The organism is Rhizobium nepotum 39/7 (genome assembly GCF_000949865.1).
Lineage (GTDB): Bacteria > Pseudomonadota > Alphaproteobacteria > Rhizobiales > Rhizobiaceae > Agrobacterium > Agrobacterium nepotum.
In genome coordinates, this window is sequence record NZ_JWJH01000007.1 from 124,727 (window position 1) to 143,889 (window position 19,163).

Annotated in this window: 14 protein-coding genes; 5 read left to right on the plus strand and 9 right to left on the minus strand. The window is 58.7% G+C overall.

What is annotated here, in order from left to right:
- Positions 1 to 576 carry a polyhydroxyalkanoate synthesis repressor PhaR gene (gene phaR, locus RS75_RS08895; protein WP_045019398.1) on the plus strand — a complete coding sequence of 192 codons (576 nt, stop codon included), beginning with the start codon at positions 1 to 3 and terminating at the stop codon, positions 574 to 576.
- Between the two features lie 49 nt (positions 577 to 625).
- Here the strand turns inward: phaR and RS75_RS08900 are convergent, their stop codons facing one another.
- Both RS75_RS08900 and RS75_RS08905 read right to left on the minus strand, forming a co-directional pair.
- On the minus strand, positions 626 to 2,002 hold the full coding sequence (locus RS75_RS08900) for an MFS transporter (protein ID WP_045019399.1): 1,377 nt from the start codon (positions 2,000 to 2,002) through the stop codon (positions 626 to 628).
- Positions 2,003 to 2,110: 108 nt separating this feature from the next.
- Entirely contained in the window at positions 2,111 to 6,871 is a 4,761-nt protein-coding gene (locus RS75_RS08905; protein ID WP_045019401.1) for an NAD-glutamate dehydrogenase, read from the minus strand.
- A 542-nt stretch (positions 6,872 to 7,413) separates the two neighbouring features.
- On the opposite strand from RS75_RS08905, the gene RS75_RS08910 reads away from it, so the two are divergent.
- A complete protein-coding gene (locus RS75_RS08910; RefSeq protein ID WP_003492641.1) occupies positions 7,414 to 7,983 on the plus strand; it encodes a CarD family transcriptional regulator in 570 nt (189 codons plus the stop codon).
- Between the two features lie 76 nt (positions 7,984 to 8,059).
- On the opposite strand, the gene RS75_RS08915 is transcribed toward RS75_RS08910, so the two are convergent.
- Entirely contained in the window at positions 8,060 to 8,566 is a 507-nt protein-coding gene (locus RS75_RS08915) for a L,D-transpeptidase family protein (RefSeq protein ID WP_152643118.1), read from the minus strand.
- A 182-nt stretch (positions 8,567 to 8,748) separates the two neighbouring features.
- Here RS75_RS08915 and RS75_RS08920 point away from each other — a divergent pair, with 182 nt between their 5' ends.
- Both RS75_RS08920 and RS75_RS08925 read left to right on the plus strand, forming a co-directional pair.
- Positions 8,749 to 9,432 carry a response regulator transcription factor gene (locus tag RS75_RS08920; protein ID WP_003492637.1) on the plus strand — a complete coding sequence of 228 codons (684 nt, stop codon included), beginning with the start codon at positions 8,749 to 8,751 and terminating at the stop codon, positions 9,430 to 9,432.
- Positions 9,433 to 9,595: 163 nt separating this feature from the next.
- Positions 9,596 to 10,051 carry a cyclic nucleotide-binding domain-containing protein gene (locus RS75_RS08925; protein WP_045019405.1) on the plus strand — a complete coding sequence of 152 codons (456 nt, stop codon included), beginning with the start codon at positions 9,596 to 9,598 and terminating at the stop codon, positions 10,049 to 10,051.
- An 18-nt stretch (positions 10,052 to 10,069) separates the two neighbouring features.
- On the opposite strand, the gene RS75_RS08930 is transcribed toward RS75_RS08925, so the two are convergent.
- The 6 genes from RS75_RS08930 to tesB form a co-directional block, all read right to left on the minus strand.
- Positions 10,070 to 10,873: an exodeoxyribonuclease III gene (locus RS75_RS08930; protein ID WP_045019407.1), complete on the minus strand. Its 804-nt coding sequence runs from the start codon at positions 10,871 to 10,873 to the stop codon at positions 10,070 to 10,072.
- A 162-nt stretch (positions 10,874 to 11,035) separates the two neighbouring features.
- Complete coding sequence (locus RS75_RS08935; protein WP_045019410.1) at positions 11,036 to 11,761, minus strand: outer membrane lipoprotein carrier protein LolA; 726 nt, start codon at positions 11,759 to 11,761, stop codon at positions 11,036 to 11,038.
- A gap of 72 nt (positions 11,762 to 11,833) precedes the next feature.
- A complete protein-coding gene (locus RS75_RS08940; protein ID WP_045019413.1) occupies positions 11,834 to 14,512 on the minus strand; it encodes a DNA translocase FtsK in 2,679 nt (892 codons plus the stop codon).
- A 216-nt stretch (positions 14,513 to 14,728) separates the two neighbouring features.
- Positions 14,729 to 16,078, minus strand: a complete 1,350-nt coding sequence (locus RS75_RS08945; RefSeq protein ID WP_045019415.1) for an ammonium transporter — start codon at positions 16,076 to 16,078, stop codon at positions 14,729 to 14,731.
- 28 nt (positions 16,079 to 16,106) lie between these two features.
- Positions 16,107 to 16,457 carry a P-II family nitrogen regulator gene (locus tag RS75_RS08950; RefSeq protein ID WP_019565993.1) on the minus strand — a complete coding sequence of 117 codons (351 nt, stop codon included), beginning with the start codon at positions 16,455 to 16,457 and terminating at the stop codon, positions 16,107 to 16,109.
- 211 nt (positions 16,458 to 16,668) lie between these two features.
- Complete coding sequence (gene tesB / locus RS75_RS08955; RefSeq protein ID WP_045019418.1) at positions 16,669 to 17,553, minus strand: acyl-CoA thioesterase II; 885 nt, start codon at positions 17,551 to 17,553, stop codon at positions 16,669 to 16,671.
- An 86-nt stretch (positions 17,554 to 17,639) separates the two neighbouring features.
- On the opposite strand from tesB, the gene RS75_RS08960 reads away from it, so the two are divergent.
- Positions 17,640 to 18,854: a ubiquinone biosynthesis hydroxylase gene (locus RS75_RS08960; RefSeq protein ID WP_045019420.1), complete on the plus strand. Its 1,215-nt coding sequence runs from the start codon at positions 17,640 to 17,642 to the stop codon at positions 18,852 to 18,854.
- The last annotated feature ends 309 nt before the right edge of the window (positions 18,855 to 19,163 follow it).

A 19,163-nucleotide genomic window follows, 5' to 3' on the forward strand; every position in this document is an offset into this window, starting at 1 on the left:
ATGGCAAAACACGACGGCGAAACAATCATTAAAAAATATGCCAATCGGCGGCTCTATAATACCGGTACAAGCACCTATGTGACGCTGGACGATCTGGCGCAGATGGTTAAACGCGGTGAGGACTTCAAGGTTCAGGACGCCAAGTCATCCGAAGACATCACCCACGCTGTCCTGACGCAGATCATCGTCGAACAGGAAGCCAAAACCGGCAATACACTCCTGCCAACGGCGTTTCTGCGGCAATTGATCTCCTATTACGGCGATCAGATGCAGATGGTCGTGCCGACATTTCTCGAACATTCGATGAAAACCTTCTCCGATCAGCAAAGCCAGATGCAGGAGCATATGGCCAAGGCCTTCGGCGACGGCTCGCTTGCCCGCAATTTTCAGGCGCCGTTGCAGATGATGGAGGAGCAGATCCGCCGCAACACCGAGCTTTTCCGGCAGGCGATGCAGGGTTTCACGCCTTTCGCAATGCCGCAGGCGCCCAAGGAAAACCGCAAGCCGAATGCATCCGAAATCGATGAGCTGAAGGCGCAGCTGCGCGCATTGCAGCAAAAACTCGACCAGCTCTGACGGAGGCTGGAGCATCTCGGGTGGGACCCTCGATGCTCTCTCCGGTTCTTCAGTTTGCCGCTCGTTCCGGAACGCGCAGCAACAGCAGAAACCCCAACCCCAGAAACACGATGAGAGTGGCCATGCCGATATGGGCGGAGCCACTTATATAGGTTGCTATTGAAAACGACAGCGTCGCCATAAAGCTGGTGGCGCGTCCGGAGAGCGCATAAATACCGAAATAGCGCCCCGCTTCGGCGACAGTGATGTTGCGCGCCAGATAGGAGCGGGACGAGGCCTGAACGGGACCGAAGGCGAGGCCGATCAATATGCCATAAAGCAGGTAGGCTCTTTCCGCGCCGGTCGCAAAGATGCCGCCGCCATCCGCCGTCGACAATTGTATCCAGCCGAACAGGGTGGAGCCCTTTTCCGTGGAGACGATGCCGAGTGTGGCCAGCAGCAGAAGCACCAGACTTATGAGGATGGTGATGCGCGAACCGAGTTTCTGGTCAACGCGTCCGGCTGCAAAGCAACCGACAATGGCGACGACATTGAGGAGGATGCCGAAAAGGCCGATTTCCATCGTCGCCCAGCCGAACATCCCGGCTGCAAATACGCCGCCCAGAATGAGCACACCGTTGACGCCGTCCTGATAGAGCATCCGTGCGATCAGGAACCGCAGCAGGACGGGTCGGCCGCGGAGCTCGCGCAGGGTTGTTCCAAGCTCGGCAAGTCCCGAGCGGATTGCTGCTCCGAAGGGCAGGCCCTTGTCGGCATCCGGCGTCAAAAGAAACATTGGCAAAATGAAGAGCAGATACCAGAGTGCGGCTATCGGGCCGGTTATCCTGGCGTCCTCGCCGGTTGCCGGATCGAGACCGAAAAGCGGTTTGATGCCGGCGATGGTCAGCCCTGTCTGCGGGTTCGCGGCCAGAAGCGTCACCACGGCGATCAGCACCACCATGCCGCCGAGATAACCCAGGCCCCAGGCGAGATTGGAAATCCGCCCGACATTTTGCGGATTGGTCAGCCGCGGCATCATGGAATCGTTGAAGACGATCGAAAATTCCGCTGCGATGGAGGCGAGGATCATGCAGACGATCGGCAGGATGATCGGAGACCCCGGTGCCGCAAACCAGAGGAAGAAGAGGCTGACGATCTTGATGGCGGCAAAAAAGGCGATACACGGTTTGCGCGCGCCGGACTGGTCGGCGATGGAGCCGAGGATGGGCGAGAACAGCGCGATGATGATCGATGAGACCGTCGCCATGTTGCTCCACGTCGCCTGCGCCGAAATCGGATCATCGGTGAGGCGGGCGACAAAATAAGGGCCGAAAACAAAGGTCGTAACGACCGTGAAGAAGGGCTGCGCTGCCCAATCGAACATGACCCAGCCCCAGACGCCGCGTTTGGCAACCACCGTTTCCGCGTTTGGGGAGGGGACAGTCATTCATCGTCCTATCGAAAAATGGGATGGGATTAATACGTGATGCCGGCGCAAGCGTTTTGTCTGCCGCCATCCGGTCGAGTAACCCGGATGGCGTTTTCAGTTGGTCGTTCAGCGTGCCTGAACGATATCGCCAAGCAACCCCGCCGCCACGGTGAGGCGGGCAAGGTTGGTGTCGCCGCTTTCGCTGAGCGCACCCAGTTCGGAGACGATGCGATTGACGCGCACGCGGTCGGCCGCATACCAGGCCTGAACCGGGTCCTTCTCCTTGGCATGTTCCGTAAGAGCCGAGATGACGATCCGGCGTCTCGATGAGGCGATCTGGTCCTGGCTGCGCAGCAGGGCAAGGCTCTCGTAGTGATCGGCCGGTGCGATGCGCTGGCTGGCGTCCAGCAGACGCGCGACGCGGAAGGTCGAGGAGACGGTGGCGTAGCTTTCGGCGGCGCGGGCAAGCGTGGTGCCCGCACTTTCGGCGATACGCATGATTTCCGGCACGTAGACCAGCAGGGAAAGCGTATCCAGTTCCTCCAGAAGACCGGCAGGAACACCGGCGATTTCCGTGACGCCAAGTTCGCGGCGATATTTCGCTGCCGCAGGCGACAGCGTCTTGATGGCGGTTTTCAAGCATTCGATCTCGGTCGCCATATCGCTTGCTCCTGCGCCCGCGCTGCGGGTTTGCAGGTAAAGCCTGCTCGCATCGGAGAAGATGCGGGCAATCGTGGCATAAAGCCCGTTCTGGACCTCGCCTGCGATTTTCCCGTCAAGCGCGTCGATCTCGCTCCACAGGCGTTTGAGGCCGAAACCATCCTCGACGATAACCGCCGCCTTGACGACATCCGCCGCGAGAAGGCCGCTCGCATCCGCGAGCTTCTGCACGAAGCCCGGACCGCCACGGTTCACCACGGCGTTGGCAAGTGCGGTTGCGACGATTTCACGATGCAGGCGATGCGCCTTGATGTCGTCCGCATAGTTCTTCTGCATCTTGGCCGGGAAATAGTCGGCCAGCAGATGCTGGAGATAGGGTTCGTCGGGCAGGGTGCTTGCCACCAATGCGTCGAACAGCGTCAGCTTGGCATAGGACAGAAGCACGCCGATTTCCGGCCGGGTCAACGGTTTGCCGGCGGCGTACCGTTCGCTCAGCTCGGCATTGTTCGGCAAGGTTTCGACCTTGCGGTTCAGCTGCCCGGTTGCCTCCAATGCACCCATCAGACGGCCAAGTTCTTCGCGGTTTGCGAGCCCAAGCCGTTCCGTCAGCGAGATCGCCAGCGATTGCAGGTAGTTGTTGCGCAGCACCAGCTGCGCCACTTCCGGTGTCATGGAGGCGAGAAGCTGGTTGCGCTTCGGCATCGTCAGACGGCCGCTATTGACGGCGGAGGCGAGCGCGATCTTGATGTTGACCTCGACGTCTGAGGAGTTCACGCCGGCCGAGTTGTCGATGGCGTCGGAATTGCAACGTCCGCCCGCCAGCGCATAGGCGATGCGGCCCTTCTGGGTGATGCCGAGATTGGCGCCTTCGCCGATAACCTTGGCGCGCAGCTCCGTTGCGTTGACGCGGATGGGGTCATTCGCCCTGTCACCCACCTCGGCATTGGTTTCCACCGCCGCCTTGATGTAGGTGCCGATGCCGCCGAACCACAGAAGATCGGTCGGCGCCTTCAGGATGGCCGTCATGATCTCGAAGGGCGTGGCGACGGATTTGTCGAGGCCGATGGCGGCCACGGCTTCCGGCGTCAGCGTCACCGATTTTTCGGAACGCGAGATGATCATCGCGCCGCCGGAGAGCGTCGAACGGTCGTAATCCTGCCAGCTGGAACGCGGCAATTCGAAAAGCCGTTTGCGCTCAGTGAAGGATCTTTCGGTATCGGGGTCCGGGTCGATGAAGATGTCGCGGTGATCGAAGGCTGCGATAAGTCTGATCTTTTCCGACAGCAACATGCCGTTGCCGAAAACGTCGCCGGACATGTCGCCCACACCCGACACCGTGAAGGGGGTCGTCTGGATGTCGATATCCATTTCACGGAAATGGCGTTTTACCGTTTCCCATGCACCGCGCGCGGTGATGCCCATCTTCTTGTGATCGTAACCGGCCGATCCACCCGATGCGAAGGCATCGTCCAGCCAGAAGCCGGCTTCGCGGGCAAGACCGTTCGCCGTATCGGAGAATGTCGCCGTTCCCTTGTCGGCGGCGACCACGAAATAGGGGTCGTCGCCATCCAGCCGCAATGTATCTGCGGGCGGGATGATTGCATCGTCGACGATGTTGTCGGTAATGGACAGCAGGGTGCGGATATAGGTCTTGTAAGCCTCGCGGCCGGCGTTGAAGACTTCGTCACGGGAGCCGCCGGCAGGCAGGTTCTTCGGGAAAAAGCCGCCTTTGGCGCCGACCGGAACGATCACGGCGTTCTTGACCTGCTGCGCCTTGACGAGACCGAGCACTTCGGTGCGGTAATCCTGACCACGATCCGACCAGCGCAGACCGCCGCGTGCAACCTTGCCGAAGCGCAGATGCACGCCTTCGACCTCGGTTCCGTATACGAAGATTTCGCGGAAGGGACGCGGATCGGGCAGACCATCAAGATGTTTCGGATCGAACTTGAACGCCAACAGGTCACGCGGCGTGCCGTCGGCGTTTTTCTGGAAGTAGTTAGTGCGAAGCGTGGCGTCGATTGCGTTGACGTAACGCCGCAAGGTGCGGTCTTCATCGAGATTAGGGACGCCGCTCAATGCCGCTTCGATCGTCTTGTGAATATCGCCAAGCTTTTTCAGTCGCTTCTTTTCGTCGATAGACGGATCGAACCCGGCCTTGAACAGGGCAAAAATGCTGCGGGAAATGGCCGGATATTTGAAGAGCGTTTCGGAAATATGCTCCTGCGAATAAACGATGCCGGTCTGGCGCAGATAGCGGGCATAGGCGCGCAGGACGGATACTTCGCGGACGGTGAGGCCGCAGGCGAGGATCAGCCGGTTGAAATTGTCGTTGTCGACCTTGCCAGAGAAGGCGGCGAGAAACGCCTCTTCGAGCTTCGGTCCGTAATGCGGTAGATCGAGCTCTGCACCGTCGGCAACGGCGAGTTCCATATCATGCAGCACGATGTCGCGCTTTTCGCCATCCGAGATGACGCCGATGTCGAAGGTGCGTTCGCTGATGACGTTGAAACCAAGATTTTCGAGCAGCGGCACGCGCCGCGAAAGCGGCAGATGTCCGTCGCGATGGAAGATCTTCAGCGAAAGCGTATCGGCCGACTGGCCTTCCTGCTGGTAAAATTCTATGCGGACCGGCTCGCCTTTCGCAGCGGCCAGAATATCCGCCATATCGCCGATCGCCTCTTCCGGCGTGAATGCTTCCTGATAGGCCTGATCCACCTCCAGCACCGGCGCACCCGGTTCGGAAAGCGCAACGAAGTGGTCTATCCAGCGTGCTGCGATATCGCTGACGGCATCCTCCAACTTGTCCTGGGCGATGCGCGGTGTCTTGCCTTCCGTGCGGCCGACAATGAAGTGGACGCGGGCAACGGCGCCTTCGGGGAAGGCGGGATAATAGGCGGAAATATGCCCGTCATAGACTTTGCTCAGATAGTCGCCGATCTTTTCGCGCACATAGGAATTATATTCCTCGCGCGGCACGAAAATGATGGCCGAGACGAAACGGTCGAAACGGTCGATACGTGCAAGGACGCGCACGCGGGGACGGTCGCTCAGTTCCATGATCTGCTCGATGAAGCGGATCAGAAGATCCGTCTCGATCTGGAAGAGATCGTCGCGGGGATAGGCTTCCAGCGTGTTCTGCAGGATGCGGCCGGAGTGGCTGTTCGGATCAAAACCGAAATGCCGCTCGACATCCGCAATCTTGGCACGCAGCAGCGGGATGTGCTTTACCGAACGCGTATAGGCGGTGGCGGTGAAAAGGCCGACGATGCGCAATTCGCCTATGACATTGCCGTCCTCGTCGAAACGCTTGATGCCGATATAATCCATATAGGCGCGGCGGTGCACGATGGATTTCACATTCGCCTTGGTGACGATGAGGAAATCCGGGCCGTCGAGGAAGGCAAGGATTTCAGGCGTTGTCGTCACGGCGTCCTTGCCGAGGCGCAGCACGCGCACATCCGGATCGCTCAAGCTGCCAAGGCCGACGCCGTCACCACGTTCGATCTTCGCGTTCTTTCCCGTTCCGGAATAGGTGTAATCACGCATGCCGAGGAAGGTGAAATTGTCGTTGCGAAGCCAGTTGAGAAACTCCACGGCTTCCGTACGTTCGGCCTTGCGCCGCGACGAACCGCGCTTCGACAATTCGTCGAGCGCCTCGTCGAGTTTCGTCAGCATCGGCCGCCAGTCACTGTAAGCGGACTGGACCTGCGCCAGGACGAAACGCAGCCTTTCCTCCAGCGCTGTTGCGGCTGGCTGCGTCAATGGCGCGATATGCAGCTGGATGAGGCTGATATTCTCAGCGGGATCGTCATCGGGTTCCGCAAGGCGGTAACCCGCCTGCGCCGTTGCGTCGGGCACCAGAATGGGGTGGACCGCCAGATAAAGGCCGCGATAGCTGCTGGTAACCTCGCCCATGACGGAATCGTAGAGGAAGGGCATGTTGCGGCCGATAATGGTGAGGACCGTTACAGGAATATCCCGGGGGGCGACGCCCTCCACCTGGGCAATGCTGATATGCGGCGCATCGCCAGTCCAGCGCGAAAGCGCCTCGAAACTGTGCGCCGCGCTTGCGGCCAGCATTTCGGCGGAATAATATTCTATGTCGTCGGCGCTTGCTCTTCCATAGAGAATACCCGGATCAAGAAATGGCGCATTTTCGGCAATTGCCTGCTGGCGTGCTTTTTCGATCTGTTTTTCGCGTTTTGGATTGTTTCTGTAGCCCATTTGACGTGGATTCCTCCAAAAATCACACTTTAAGTATAAAAAAGCGCCGTCAATTTACGGATTTTGCCTTTTCATTCGAATCGGATATTGGCGTGTAATTACGAAGAGTTTAAGAGGCTTTCGTGTTTCTTCAGTCGGGATATGAAATTTTTTTGCTGTTTTTGCCATGAGGGCCTGTCACGAAGCATTTGACAGTATTTCGGTAGCCAATTTATAGACGGTTCTTTGACCGCCATGTGATGTTGCGGCCACGGTCGAAGCAAATTATTGATTTGCGCCAATTTTTGTGGTACACCAACGACACTGATCCACAGCGTGGCATTTGTGTGCCCAAAAACACCACGAAAGCAACACCTCTTTTGCACGCGGTTTCCGTGAAATATCGAGCGTTTATGTTATCGAACCCCGCAATGCGGGAAGGTGTGTTTTTGCGTGCACGGCTGGACCAGTGCGGAGTCACCTGACGGTTCCCCCGTCTCATCAGGGCCTGACCGACCCAACCCCGGTGTCGCCGGGTATGTAACAGGGAGTTTTTAGAACGAATGACGACCCAGCAGAAGAAATCTCCAGCACATCACGGTTTCAAGACCGGTGAAGCGATTGTGTATCCCGCTCATGGTGTCGGTACCATTTCTGCCATCGAGGAACAAGAAGTCGCCGGCATGAAGCTTGAGCTTTTTGTCATCGATTTCGAAAAAGACAAGATGCGTCTTAAGGTTCCCGTCGCTAAAGCCGTCAGTATTGGCATGCGCAAGCTTTCCGAAGGCGATTTTGTCGAGCGTGCACTGAAGGTAGTGCAGGGCAAGGCACGTGTGAAGCGTACCATGTGGTCGCGTCGCGCCCAGGAATATGATGCGAAAATCAATTCCGGCGATCTTATCGCGATTGCGGAAGTCGTGCGCGATCTTTACCGCGCGGAAAACCAGCCGGAGCAGTCCTATTCCGAGCGTCAGCTTTACGAAGCTGCTCTCGATCGCATGGCGCGCGAAATTGCCGCTGTCAACAAGATGTCCGAAACCGAGGCTGTTCGCCTGGTGGAGGTCAACCTTGCCAAGGGTCCGAAGCGCGGCAAGGCCGTCGAAGAGGACGATTCTCAGGAAGAAGCCGCGTAATCACCGGCCTTTTCCTTTTTTAAAAAAACCCGCCAAGAATGGCGGGTTTTTTTGTTGGGCGATTGGGGAACGCCCGTCAGAGGATGCGAATTTTCGTGCCCTTGTGCATATGGGGCAGGATGCGCCTGATGTCGCGGGGATGGAGAGCGACGCAGCCGGCGGTCGGCTCATATCCCGGGCGGATCATGTGCATGAAGATTGCCGAGCCGCGGTTGCGGCTGCGCGAAGTGATGTTCCAGTCAAGCACCAGGCAGATGTCGTAGAGGCCATCCTTTCGCATCATCTCCTCATGGCTAGGCGCAAAAGGCGCCTTGACCAGCCTGTTATAATTGGCATTGCGGGGTTCGTCGCACCACAGCATCGATTGCCGCGTCCGCTGCATCGGCAGTGCCGTGGCAATGCCGGCGACAAGACGGTCACCGCGATAAAATCCGTGCAGCAGGCGGGTGACGGAAATGGGTGATTTTCCGTCTCCTTCGCGTTTCAGTGCGGTGCGGCCGTTGCGACCGATAGCGGCGGGAAAGGTGAGATGCCCGAGCTGCACGATGGCTCGGCTCATTTTCGAAGGGGTCGGCCGAACCATGAGCGTCGATGCGCGTTTACGTTGTCTAGCAGACTGTTTGCTCATGTTTTTCACGAGATTTTGCTTTGCAGGTTATCTAACGTGAAGTCATAGCACTTCGTAATATCATGGCAATGGGTTGACCTTTTATCGGCAAACCGCTGAATTGGCTGACGATTGAATAAGAAAGGCTGAGAATCCGAATGACGGCTCGCACTATCCTTCTCGTGGACGACGACGACGATCTTCGGGAGACGCTGACCGAGCAACTGTCTCCTTATGAGGAATTCTCGCTGCTTAGCGGTGCAAACGCCGCACAGGCGATGCAGACTGCCAAAACCGCCCAGGTGGATCTTCTCATCATGGATGTGGGGCTTCCGGACATGGATGGCCGCGAAGCGGTGAAGCTGTTGCGCAAGGGCGGCTTCAAGGCGCCGATCATCATGCTGACGGGACACGACACCGATTCCGATACGATCCTCGGACTGGAAGCCGGCGCCAATGATTATGTGACGAAGCCTTTCCGTTTTGCCGTGCTTCTGGCGCGCATCCGGGCACAGCTGCGCCAATACGAACAGAGTGAAGATGCGGTTTTCACCGTCGGGCCCTATCAGTTCAAACCCAGCCAGAAGCTGCTGACGACCGAAGACGGAAAAAAAATTCGGCTGACGGAGAAAGAAGCGGCGATCATTCGTTATCTCTACCGCGCGGGAAGCGCTGTCGTTACCCGCGACGTCTTGCTGGAAGAGGTCTGGGGTTACAATTCCGGGGTAACGACACACACGCTCGAAACGCATGTCTATCGTCTGCGCCAGAAAATTGAGCGCGACCCCTCCAATGCCGAAATTCTGGTGACCGAGAACGGCGGCTACAAGATCGTTCCTTGAGCCGACGCCGTTTTTGCAAATTGCATTTTGCGGATTGAATAGCCGTTTGAGCGTCCTTTCTGCGTCTGGAAGGACGCAAGGCGCTCTGGCATCTTGTATTTTGAAGACCGATATCCGAAAACCGCTATAGTGGTGCAGGCGGTTTTCTGGAGTAGCAATCAACATGGCCTTGACGGACGACATCATGCTTCTGGGGCAAGTGCCGTTGTTTGCTGGCTTCAGCGACGATCAGCTGCGGCTGATCGCCTTCGGTGCGGAACGCCGGCGCATCTCGGCGGGCCAGACATTGTTCCGGGAACATTCGCCGGCCGAATGCGCCTTTGCGGTGACATCAGGCCATTTCGAGCTTTTCACGGCGGGGCGGGATGGTAAGCCCGTGTTGCAGGCGACGCCCGGCAAGGGGGCGCTGCTTTCCGAGCTGGCGCTTTTCACACTCTGCGAACGGAAATTCACCGCTGTCGCCGCCGAGGATTCGGAGGTCATCCGGATAACGCGCATCCTCTTTCACCGGCTGGTGGAGGAATTTCCGGACGTTGCCGATATCGTGTCGGCACGCATTCGCGACAATATCGCTGCACTGGCAGCGGGAGCGGCCCGTTTGCAGAACCGCTTTGCCTGATTTCGACGGGCCAGCGGTTCAGAAGCGGAAATGAGCCGTGACCGGAACATGGTCCGATGGCCGATTCCAGCCTCGCGCTTCGCGCAATATGTCGATTTTTTCAAGCGAGGGTCCGAGATCCTGAGACGACCAGATATGGTCGAGGCGGCGGCCCCGATTGGCCGCTTCCCAATCCTTGGCGCGGTAGCTCCACCAGGTATAAATCTTCTCGCTATCCGGCACGTTCAGCCGCATCAGATCGAGCCAGTTGCCCTTCTTGATGATATCAAGCATTCCGTCGGTTTCCACCGGCGTATGGCTGACGATCTTCAACAGTTGCTTGTGCGACCAGACGTCATTTTCAAACGGCGCGATGTTAAGGTCGCCGACGAGAATGGATGAGGTGCCGGGCACGCCATCGGCACGAAGCGCCTTCATTTCCTCGATGAAATCGAGCTTGTGGCCGAATTTCGGGTTTATTGTCCGGTCGGGTTCGTCGCCGCCAGCCGGTACATAAAAATTGTGCACCCGCACGCGGCGCGATCCAACCTCAAAAATCGCCGAAATATGCCGGGCATCGCCGATACCGCAATAGTCCTGCCGGTGATCTTCGGTCAGCGGAATTTTCGAGGCGATCGCCACACCATGATAGCCCTTCTGGCCATGGATGATGACGTGTTCGTAACCGAGCGCCTTCAGCGGCTTCATCGGAAACTCGCCATTCGGACATTTCGTTTCCTGCAGGCAGAGAATGTCGGGTTTGTAACGCACCAGAAACTGCTCAACGATCGGCATTCTGAGCCTGACTGAGTTGATGTTCCAGGTGGTTATCGAAAACGACATGCACTTGCTCCGCTTCTATCGCCCCGAACCGCTTTGTTTCGAGACATGTTTCCGGGGCGAAGGCTTATAACATCGCAATGAAAACGGGAATGTATTTTAGCGGCAAAATAAAAAGGCGACCGTAAGGCCGCCTTTCGAATGGTGTCCACGGGCGAGAGAGCCTCAGCCGCGTTTGCGGACTTCCTCGTAATTGATGTTGAAGACGCGTTCGTCGAGGTTCACGCCCGTCTGGACGTTGAAGATCATGACTGTCGTGTCCTTGTTCTGGGCGTCGGTCGTCGTCCATTGCCTGAGATCGAAGGTTTTCGGGTCGAACATCAGGGTGATGGTCGAATCGCCGAAGATGCTCTTGTCACCCAGGACGATGGTGGTGAGATCCGACTCTTCCTTCACGTTCCGGACCTTCTGGTTGCTCAGATCGATCTTGTCGGACAAAAGCAGGCTGAGCGGGGTCTTCGACAGCGGATACAAATCCCATGTCTTCAGCTTCGTATTGCCGATGACGACATTCTTGCCGTCGGAGATGACCCGCATCGGCGAGGGGTCCTCATAATTGAAGCGAAGCTTGCCAGGCCGCTCGATATAAAATTTGCCGCCGGTCTGTTCACCGCGTGGGCCGAACTGGACGAATTCCCCCATCATGGTTTTGACCGACGAGAAGTGGTTGGCGATTTTCTGCGCGGTCGCGCTGTTGCCGGCGGCCTGGGCAAATGCGTTGAGCGGCGACAGGCCGGCCATGGCTGCGGCCATGGAAAATGCCGTCAGCACGCCACGACGCGTCACGCCATTGCATGGTGCGGTTGCGGTGGCAGTCTCGCCGGTGGTGAGGTCGTTCATTCTATTCTCCTTCATCGCAGCGATTGTCCGCATAAAAGGCGGCGGCTTCATGACGTTGAAAGCGTGTATTAACGCTTCTCAGCCCCTCTTGGTTGCCGATGCGCGGGGTCTTTGCTTTATGCATTATCGCTCGATGATGTCTGCTTCCGTCGGCACGAGTATTTCGCGTTTTCCGGCATGGTTGGCGGGGCCGATGATGCCCTCCTGCTCCATGCGCTCGATCAGCGAGGCGGCGCGGTTATAGCCGATGCCGAGGCGGCGCTGGACGTAAGAGGTGGAGGCCTTGCCGTCCCGAAGCACGACAGCCACGGCCTGATCGTAGGGGTCCTCGGAATCGGAGAAATTGCCGGCGCCGGCCGGGCCGCCGCCATTGCCGTCCTCGTCGTCTTCCTCGGTGATCGCTTCCAGATATTCCGGCGTGCCCTGCGTCTTCAGATAAGCGACGATCTCTTCCACCTCATTGTCGGATACGAAGGGGCCATGCACACGCTGGATGCGGCCGCCGCCTGCCATATAGAGCATGTCGCCCATGCCGAGCAGCTGCTCGGCGCCCTGTTCTCCAAGGATGGTGCGGCTGTCGATCTTCGACGTTACCTGGAAGGAGATACGGGTCGGGAAGTTAGCCTTGATGGTGCCGGTGATGACATCGACGGATGGACGCTGGGTGGCCATGATGACGTGGATGCCGGCGGCACGCGCCATCTGCGCCAGACGCTGAACCGCGCCTTCGATATCCTTGCCGGCGACCATCATCAGATCGGCCATTTCATCGATGATGACGACGATATAGGGCAGGGGCTTCAGGTCGAATTCTTCCGTCTCGTACATCGCCTCGCCGGTCTGGCGGTCGAAGCCGGTCTGCACCGTACGGGTGAGGATTTCGCCCTTGTCGAGGGCCTGCTGCACACGGCTGTTGAAGCCGTCAATATTGCGCACGCCGATCTTTGACATCTTCTTGTAGCGCTCCTCCATCTCGCGCACGGTCCATTTCAGAGCCACGACGGCCTTTTTCGGATCGGTGACAACCGGGGAGAGCAGATGCGGAATGCCGTCATAGACTGACAGTTCGAGCATTTTCGGGTCAATCATGATCAGGCGGCACTGTTCCGGCGACATGCGGTAAAGCAGCGACAGGATCATGGTGTTGATGGCGACGGACTTGCCCGAACCCGTGGTGCCGGCAACGAGAAGATGCGGCATCTTGGCGAGATCGGCGATGACGGGTTCGCCGCCGATGGTCTTGCCGAGCGCCATGGCGAGCTTGGCCTTGCTGTTTTCAAAATCGCGGCTGCCGACCAGTTCACGCAGGAACACGGTTTCTCGGGTCTGGTTCGGAAGCTCGATGCCGATGGCGTTGCGGCCGGGAACGACGGCGACGCGCGCTGCGATCGCACTCATGGAGCGGGCGATGTCATCCGCAAGGCCGATGACGCGCGAGGATTTGATGCCGGGGGCCGGTTCGAGTTCATAGAGCGTGACGACGGGGCCGGGGCGGACATGGATGATTTCGCCCTTGACGCCGAAATCCTCGAGAACCCCTTCCAGAAGGCGGGCATTCTGCTCCAGCACTTCCTCGTTCAGCGTATGGTCGCGCACGATGTTCTTGGGTTCCGCCAGAAGATGCACCGTGGGGAGCTGGAAACCGTCCGCGGCGATGAAGGAAGCCTGCGCCTCCCTCGCCACGCGCTCGCTCGGCTTCGGGCGTGCGGAAGGGGCGGTGATCCTCGGTTGTCCGCGTCCTGGCGCCTGTCTTGCCGTGAATGTCGGGTCGGCCTGGTCGAGACTGTCGTCGTCCGAAAGAATGCCACTGGGCAAACGCTGACCGTCGGCGTCATAAGGCGGCTCGTCGTCCCCGTCCGCGCCATGATCAAGCGCGATGGACGGAGGCGACATCTGCCGGCGAGCCGACGCGGCGCGTTCCTCGAAGGAGGGTTCCGCACGCTGGTCGAGGCGGTTTATCGCCGTCTTGAGGCGGGAGGGTTCGTTCAATGTGCCGAATTCATATTCGTTGAAATCGTAGGGGTGTTCGAACTCGTCGTGCAGGGATTTCGACTTCAGGCCGAACAGGCGGCGAAGGCGGGCCTGGGAGATGTACCAGTAATGTGCGATCGCGCCGAAGGCGAGGATATTGGCGAAGAAACCCTCGCCGTCGTCATCGTCTTCTTCCTCGGCCTCACGTGCGGCACGAGCCTTGGCTGCGACCGGCGCGCGTTCTTCCTGCTCCAGTGCATCATCCGGGCTTCCCACGAGGCCGGCGGCAAACAGCATCATCCAGGCGGCGGGAGCGGCGAATATCGTGCCCAGCACCGTTGCAATCGTCCCGGTGGGGTAAGCGCCGATGAAAAGGGCGGGAAAACGCAGGATCATATCCCCGATGACGCCGCCAATGCCGTTTGGCAGCGGCCATGTCACGGGTGCGGGAAAACAGCCGAGTGAGGCGGCGCAGACGATCGCGCCGGCGACCCAGGCGACGAGGCGGGCGGGTATTCGGTTGAATTTGCGTCCGGCGATCAGGGCGATCGCCCAGGCGATCATCGGCAAAAGCGAGATGATTGCGGAAAGTCCGAGAAACTGCATCACGATGTCGGCGAAGATTGCGCCGCCGTAACCCAGAAGATTGGTAGGCTGGTTGCCCGTGGCATAAGAAAGGCTCGGGTCCGCTACGTTCCAGGTGGCGAGAGCCGCAACCCCCAGCGCAATCGTGGCAAGCAACGCGAAACCGGCTAGAGCCATGACCTGCCGCACGAAAAACGCCGTCAGCACGAAACGCGTGTGACGGCCGTCGAATGTCGGAGAATTCATTCTGCCCATGTCCCTGAACCCGTAGTTTCTTTGGTTTCGGCAAGATACGGCAGGCTACCGAATCCCGGATTGACAGGGAAAACTAACTGCTTGCCGGTTAATGTCGCGTTAACCATGCGTTTTTTTGACGCCGCTTCCGGATTTGCGGCAAAGAAAAGGCCCGCCGAAGCGGGCCTTCTTTTGGGAGAGGGGATGGAGAACCCCTTTTCCCGTGTCTTAGGAGTGGTATGCGGCTTCGCCGTGGGTCGCAAGGTCGAGACCTTCGCGCTCCGCTTCGACCGGAACCCGGAGACCAACGATCACGTCGACGATCTTATAGAGGATTGCCGAGACGACTGCGCACCATACGATGGTGATGGCGACGGCGACGAACTGCGTCCAGAGCTGCGAAGAGATGGAGAAGTCTGCCTTGCCCGTGCCGCCAAGCAGCGGGGAGGTGAAGATGCCGGTGCCGAGGGCGCCGATGATGCCGCCGATGCCGTGGACACCGAAGACGTCAGCCGTGTCGTCGTAACCGAACTTGTTCTTCACCACGGAGACGAAGAAGTAGCAGATCGGCGAGACGATGAGGCCGAGAACGATCGCGCCCATGGGTCCGACAGAACCGGCCGCAGGTGTTACGGCAACGAGGCCGGCGATCATGCCCGAAGCGGCGCCCAGCATGGAAGCCTTGCCGCGGGTGAAGCTTTCAACCAGCGACCAGGAAACGATGGCTGCTGCGGTGGCGAGGAAGGTGTTCATGGTTGCGAGAACCGCACCGCCGGATGCTTCGAGGTTGGAGCCGGCGTTGAAGCCGAACCAGCCGAACCACAGCATGGCTGCGCCAACCAGCGTCAGCGTCATCGAGTGAGGTGCCATCATGTCCTTGCCGAAGCCGGTACGCTTGCCGACCATGATCGCGCCAATCAAGCCTGCGACGCCGGCATTGATGTGAACGACCGTGCCGCCGGCGAAGTCGAGTGCGCCCATGCCGAAGATCAGGCCGTTTGCATCCCAGACCATGTGAGCGATCGGGAAATAAACGAAAGTGGCCCACAGGATGGTGAACAGGATGACGGCCGAGAACTTCACGCGTTCCGCAAATGCACCGATGATCAGCGCCGGTGTGATGGCCGCGAAGGTCATCTGGAAGGCGATGAAGGTGTATTCGTAGATCACGACGCCCTGGGAGAAGGTTGCCGAGGTGCTGTCAAGCGAAACACCGGACAGGAACAGCTTGCCGAAGCCGCCGAAATAGGGGCCGGTGCCGCCACCAAAGGCGAAGGAGTAACCGTAGATCACCCAGACGAGCATCATGACTGCGCCGATGACCGTGCACTGCATGAGAACGGAGAGCATGTTCTTGGTACGGACGAGGCCGCCGTAAAACAGGGCCAGACCCGGAATGATCATGAAAAGCACGAGGATCGTCGCGACATACATGAATGCGGTGTCGGCTTTTTCCGGAACGGGGGCGGCGGCAGCTACTGCCGGCGCGGCATCCTGCGCGAAGGCGATTGCCGGGGCCATCAGAGCCGCAGCAGCGGCGCCCAGTTTGCCGAGCGTTGAAAACTTGTTGAGTTGCATAGCTAGAAAACTCCCTGTCAGCCGTGCTTCAAAGCGCTTCTGTGTTGGTTTCGCCGGTACGGATGCGCACGGCCTGTTCGATAGAGTAGACGAAGATCTTTCCGTCACCGATCTGCCCGGTCTTTGCCGCAGACGCGATCGCCTCGACAGCCTTGTCGACGACGTCGGACGCAACTGCGATCTCGATCTTCAGTTTGGGAAGAAAGCTCACCGCATATTCCGTGCCGCGATAAATCTCGGTATGTCCCTTCTGGCGTCCGTAACCCTTTACCTCGGTCACGGTCAGGCCTTGGATGCCGACGCCGGTGAGCGCTTCGCGCACTTCATCCAGCTTGAACGGCTTGATAATGGCCATCACAATTTTCATCTGGTTTCCCATCCTTTGTTTGTCCTCGGCACGGAGCCGACTCTCCTCGCGCTGGCAGATCAGTAACAGCGACTGCGGACATACATTCAAAGGGCGTGCCAGTTTTGATGTGGCTTCTAAGTTATTGAAATATAAAAATTATATGACAGGCGTCTGAAAAAGGGGCATCGGGCGGCGCAATTTTCGTCTATTAAATATGCGATTTTTGAAAAAAGCGCATTATTTAATCATTTGCCCTTTTGCGGATCAAACCTTCCTGCGCGACAGAGGCGACCAGTTCACCCTGTCTGGTGAAAATATTGCCACGGGTCAGACCGCGTGCTCCCGAGGCGCTGGGGCTGTCTTGGCTGTAGAGCAGCCAGTCGTCCAGTCGGCAGGGGCGGTGGAACCACATGGCGTGATCAAGGCTCGCTACCTGAATGGACGGATCGAAGATCGTCGTTCCGTGGGCGTAGAGCGAGGTGTCGAGCAAAGTCATGTCCGAGAGATAGGCGAGAATGGCCGACTGGAAATGTGGATCGTCCGGCACATCGCCAACGGCGCGAACCCAGATATCCTGTTGCGGGTCCAGCTTTTCTTTCGAAATATAATGGGTCAGCGAAACCGGCCTTATCTCGATCGGGCGCTTGTTGCTCCAGTATTTGCGGATCGAAGCCGGTGCTTTGGCAAGGAATGCCGCCTGCATCTGCTCTTCGCTCATCAGTTTTTCGGGCGGCGTCACATCCGGTATTCTAATCTGATGGTCGAAGCCGTCCTCGGCGATCTGGAACGATGCCGACATGGAAAAAATCGCCTTGCCATGCTGCACGGCCACCACGCGCCGGGTGCAGAAGCTGGCGCCGTCACGAATACGCTCCACCTGGTAGAGAATGGGTACCAGCGGATCGCCAGGGCGCATGAAATAGGAGTGCAATGAATGCACGAATCGGTCGTCATCCACGGTTCTTTGCGCCGCGATCAGCGCCTGCGCGATGACCTGGCCGCCGAAAACGCGTTGCCAGCCGATTTGCGGGCTTTCGCCCCGGAACAGGTTCTCCTCCAGCTTCTCGAGATCGAGCGTGGAGATCAGATTGGCCATGGGATCTGACGTTTGCGAGGGATGCGACATTTTTTCGGCCTGCTCCGGCTGTAGGAAGACGTCACATGGTCTATAGTGCGCCAATGATGCGTGCACAAGATTTGAGGAGAAGCGCGATGCTGGACGTGGTGGTGGCAGGCGGCGGATATGTCGGTCTTTCCGTTGCTGTCGCAATTAAGCAGGCAGCCGGACATCTGAATGTGCAGGTGATCGAGGCCGCTCCCGAGGATGTCTGGAGGAAGGACGTCCGCGCTTCAGCCATTATCGCGGCGGCCACGCGCATGCTCGAGGTCTTCGGAATATGGAACGAGATCGAGCCGGAGGCCCAGCCGATCAACAGGATGGTCGTTACCGATTCGAAGACTGCCGATCCGGTTCGGCCCGTGTTTCTGACGTTCGATGGCGCGGTGGAAGAGGGCAGACCCTTCGCTCACATGGTTCCGAATGTCGCCATGGTGGGCGCCTTACGGGGCCTCTGCGAGCGTCTCGGTGTCGAAATCCGCCACGGTCTCAGTGTTTCCGGCTTTACCGCAGGGCCGCAATCGACCGCTATTAGCCTTTCTGACGGCTCGTCGCTCGAAGCGCGACTGCTCATCGCATGCGACGGGGTTCGCTCGGCGCTCAGGGATATGGCGGGCATAAAGACCGTGCGTTGGGACTACGATCAATCCGGTATCGTCACCACCGTCGAACATGAGCGGCCGCATGAGGGCTGCGCGGAGGAACATTTCCTGCCGTCGGGGCCTTTCGCCGTTCTGCCTCTGAAGGGAAAGCGGTCCTCGCTCGTCTGGACCGAGCGCACGGCCGATGCCGACAGGCTGGTTGCCGCCGACGATCTGGTGTTCGAGGAGGAGCTTGAACGCAGGTTTGGCCACAAGCTCGGCCCTGTCCGTCCTGTTGGCCCCCGCCGCGCCTTTCCGCTGGGATTGACGTTGGCGCGTTCCTTCGTCGCGCCGCGTTTTGCGCTTGCCGGCGATGCCGCGCATGGAATTCACCCGATCTCCGGGCAGGGCCTTAATCTCGGCTTCAAGGACGTTGCGGCTCTGGCTGAAACCGTGGTCGAGGCCGACCGCCTCGGCCTCGATATCGGCTCCCTCAACGTTCTGGAGCGTTACCAGTCCTGGCGGCGTTTCGACACGTTGCGGATGGGCGTGACGACTGACGTGCTGAACCGGCTTTTCTCCAACGATGTGGGTCCCATTCGCATCATGCGGGATTTCGGTCTGGGTGTGGTCGATCGTTTGCCGGCGCTGAAATCCTATTTCATCGGTCAGGCTGCCGGTACGACAGACGCGGGCGCGCCGCGCTTGCTTGCCGGCGAGGCGCTCTGATCCCGCCATTCATGCGCCGGCCCGGCTTTTCCGCGATTGCCGCTTGACAGCCGATTCCGGCATTTTTGCCGGAAGGCGGTGCCGCAGGGATGAATCCGGCCAAGGACTTACCCGGATTCACAATCTGGTATGGGGCGTGTATTCGCCAACCAGATGTTGCGGAGAACAAAAGCTGAATCCCTCGGAGTCAGCGATTCGTATTCGATTCGTTCGCAGACTGTTCCGCAACCGAATCGATTTTAGGTTTCGCCGGATTCTTTTTATTTTATCAACCAGCTGAATCTTAAGGGAAAATTTGCCCAGGGAGAC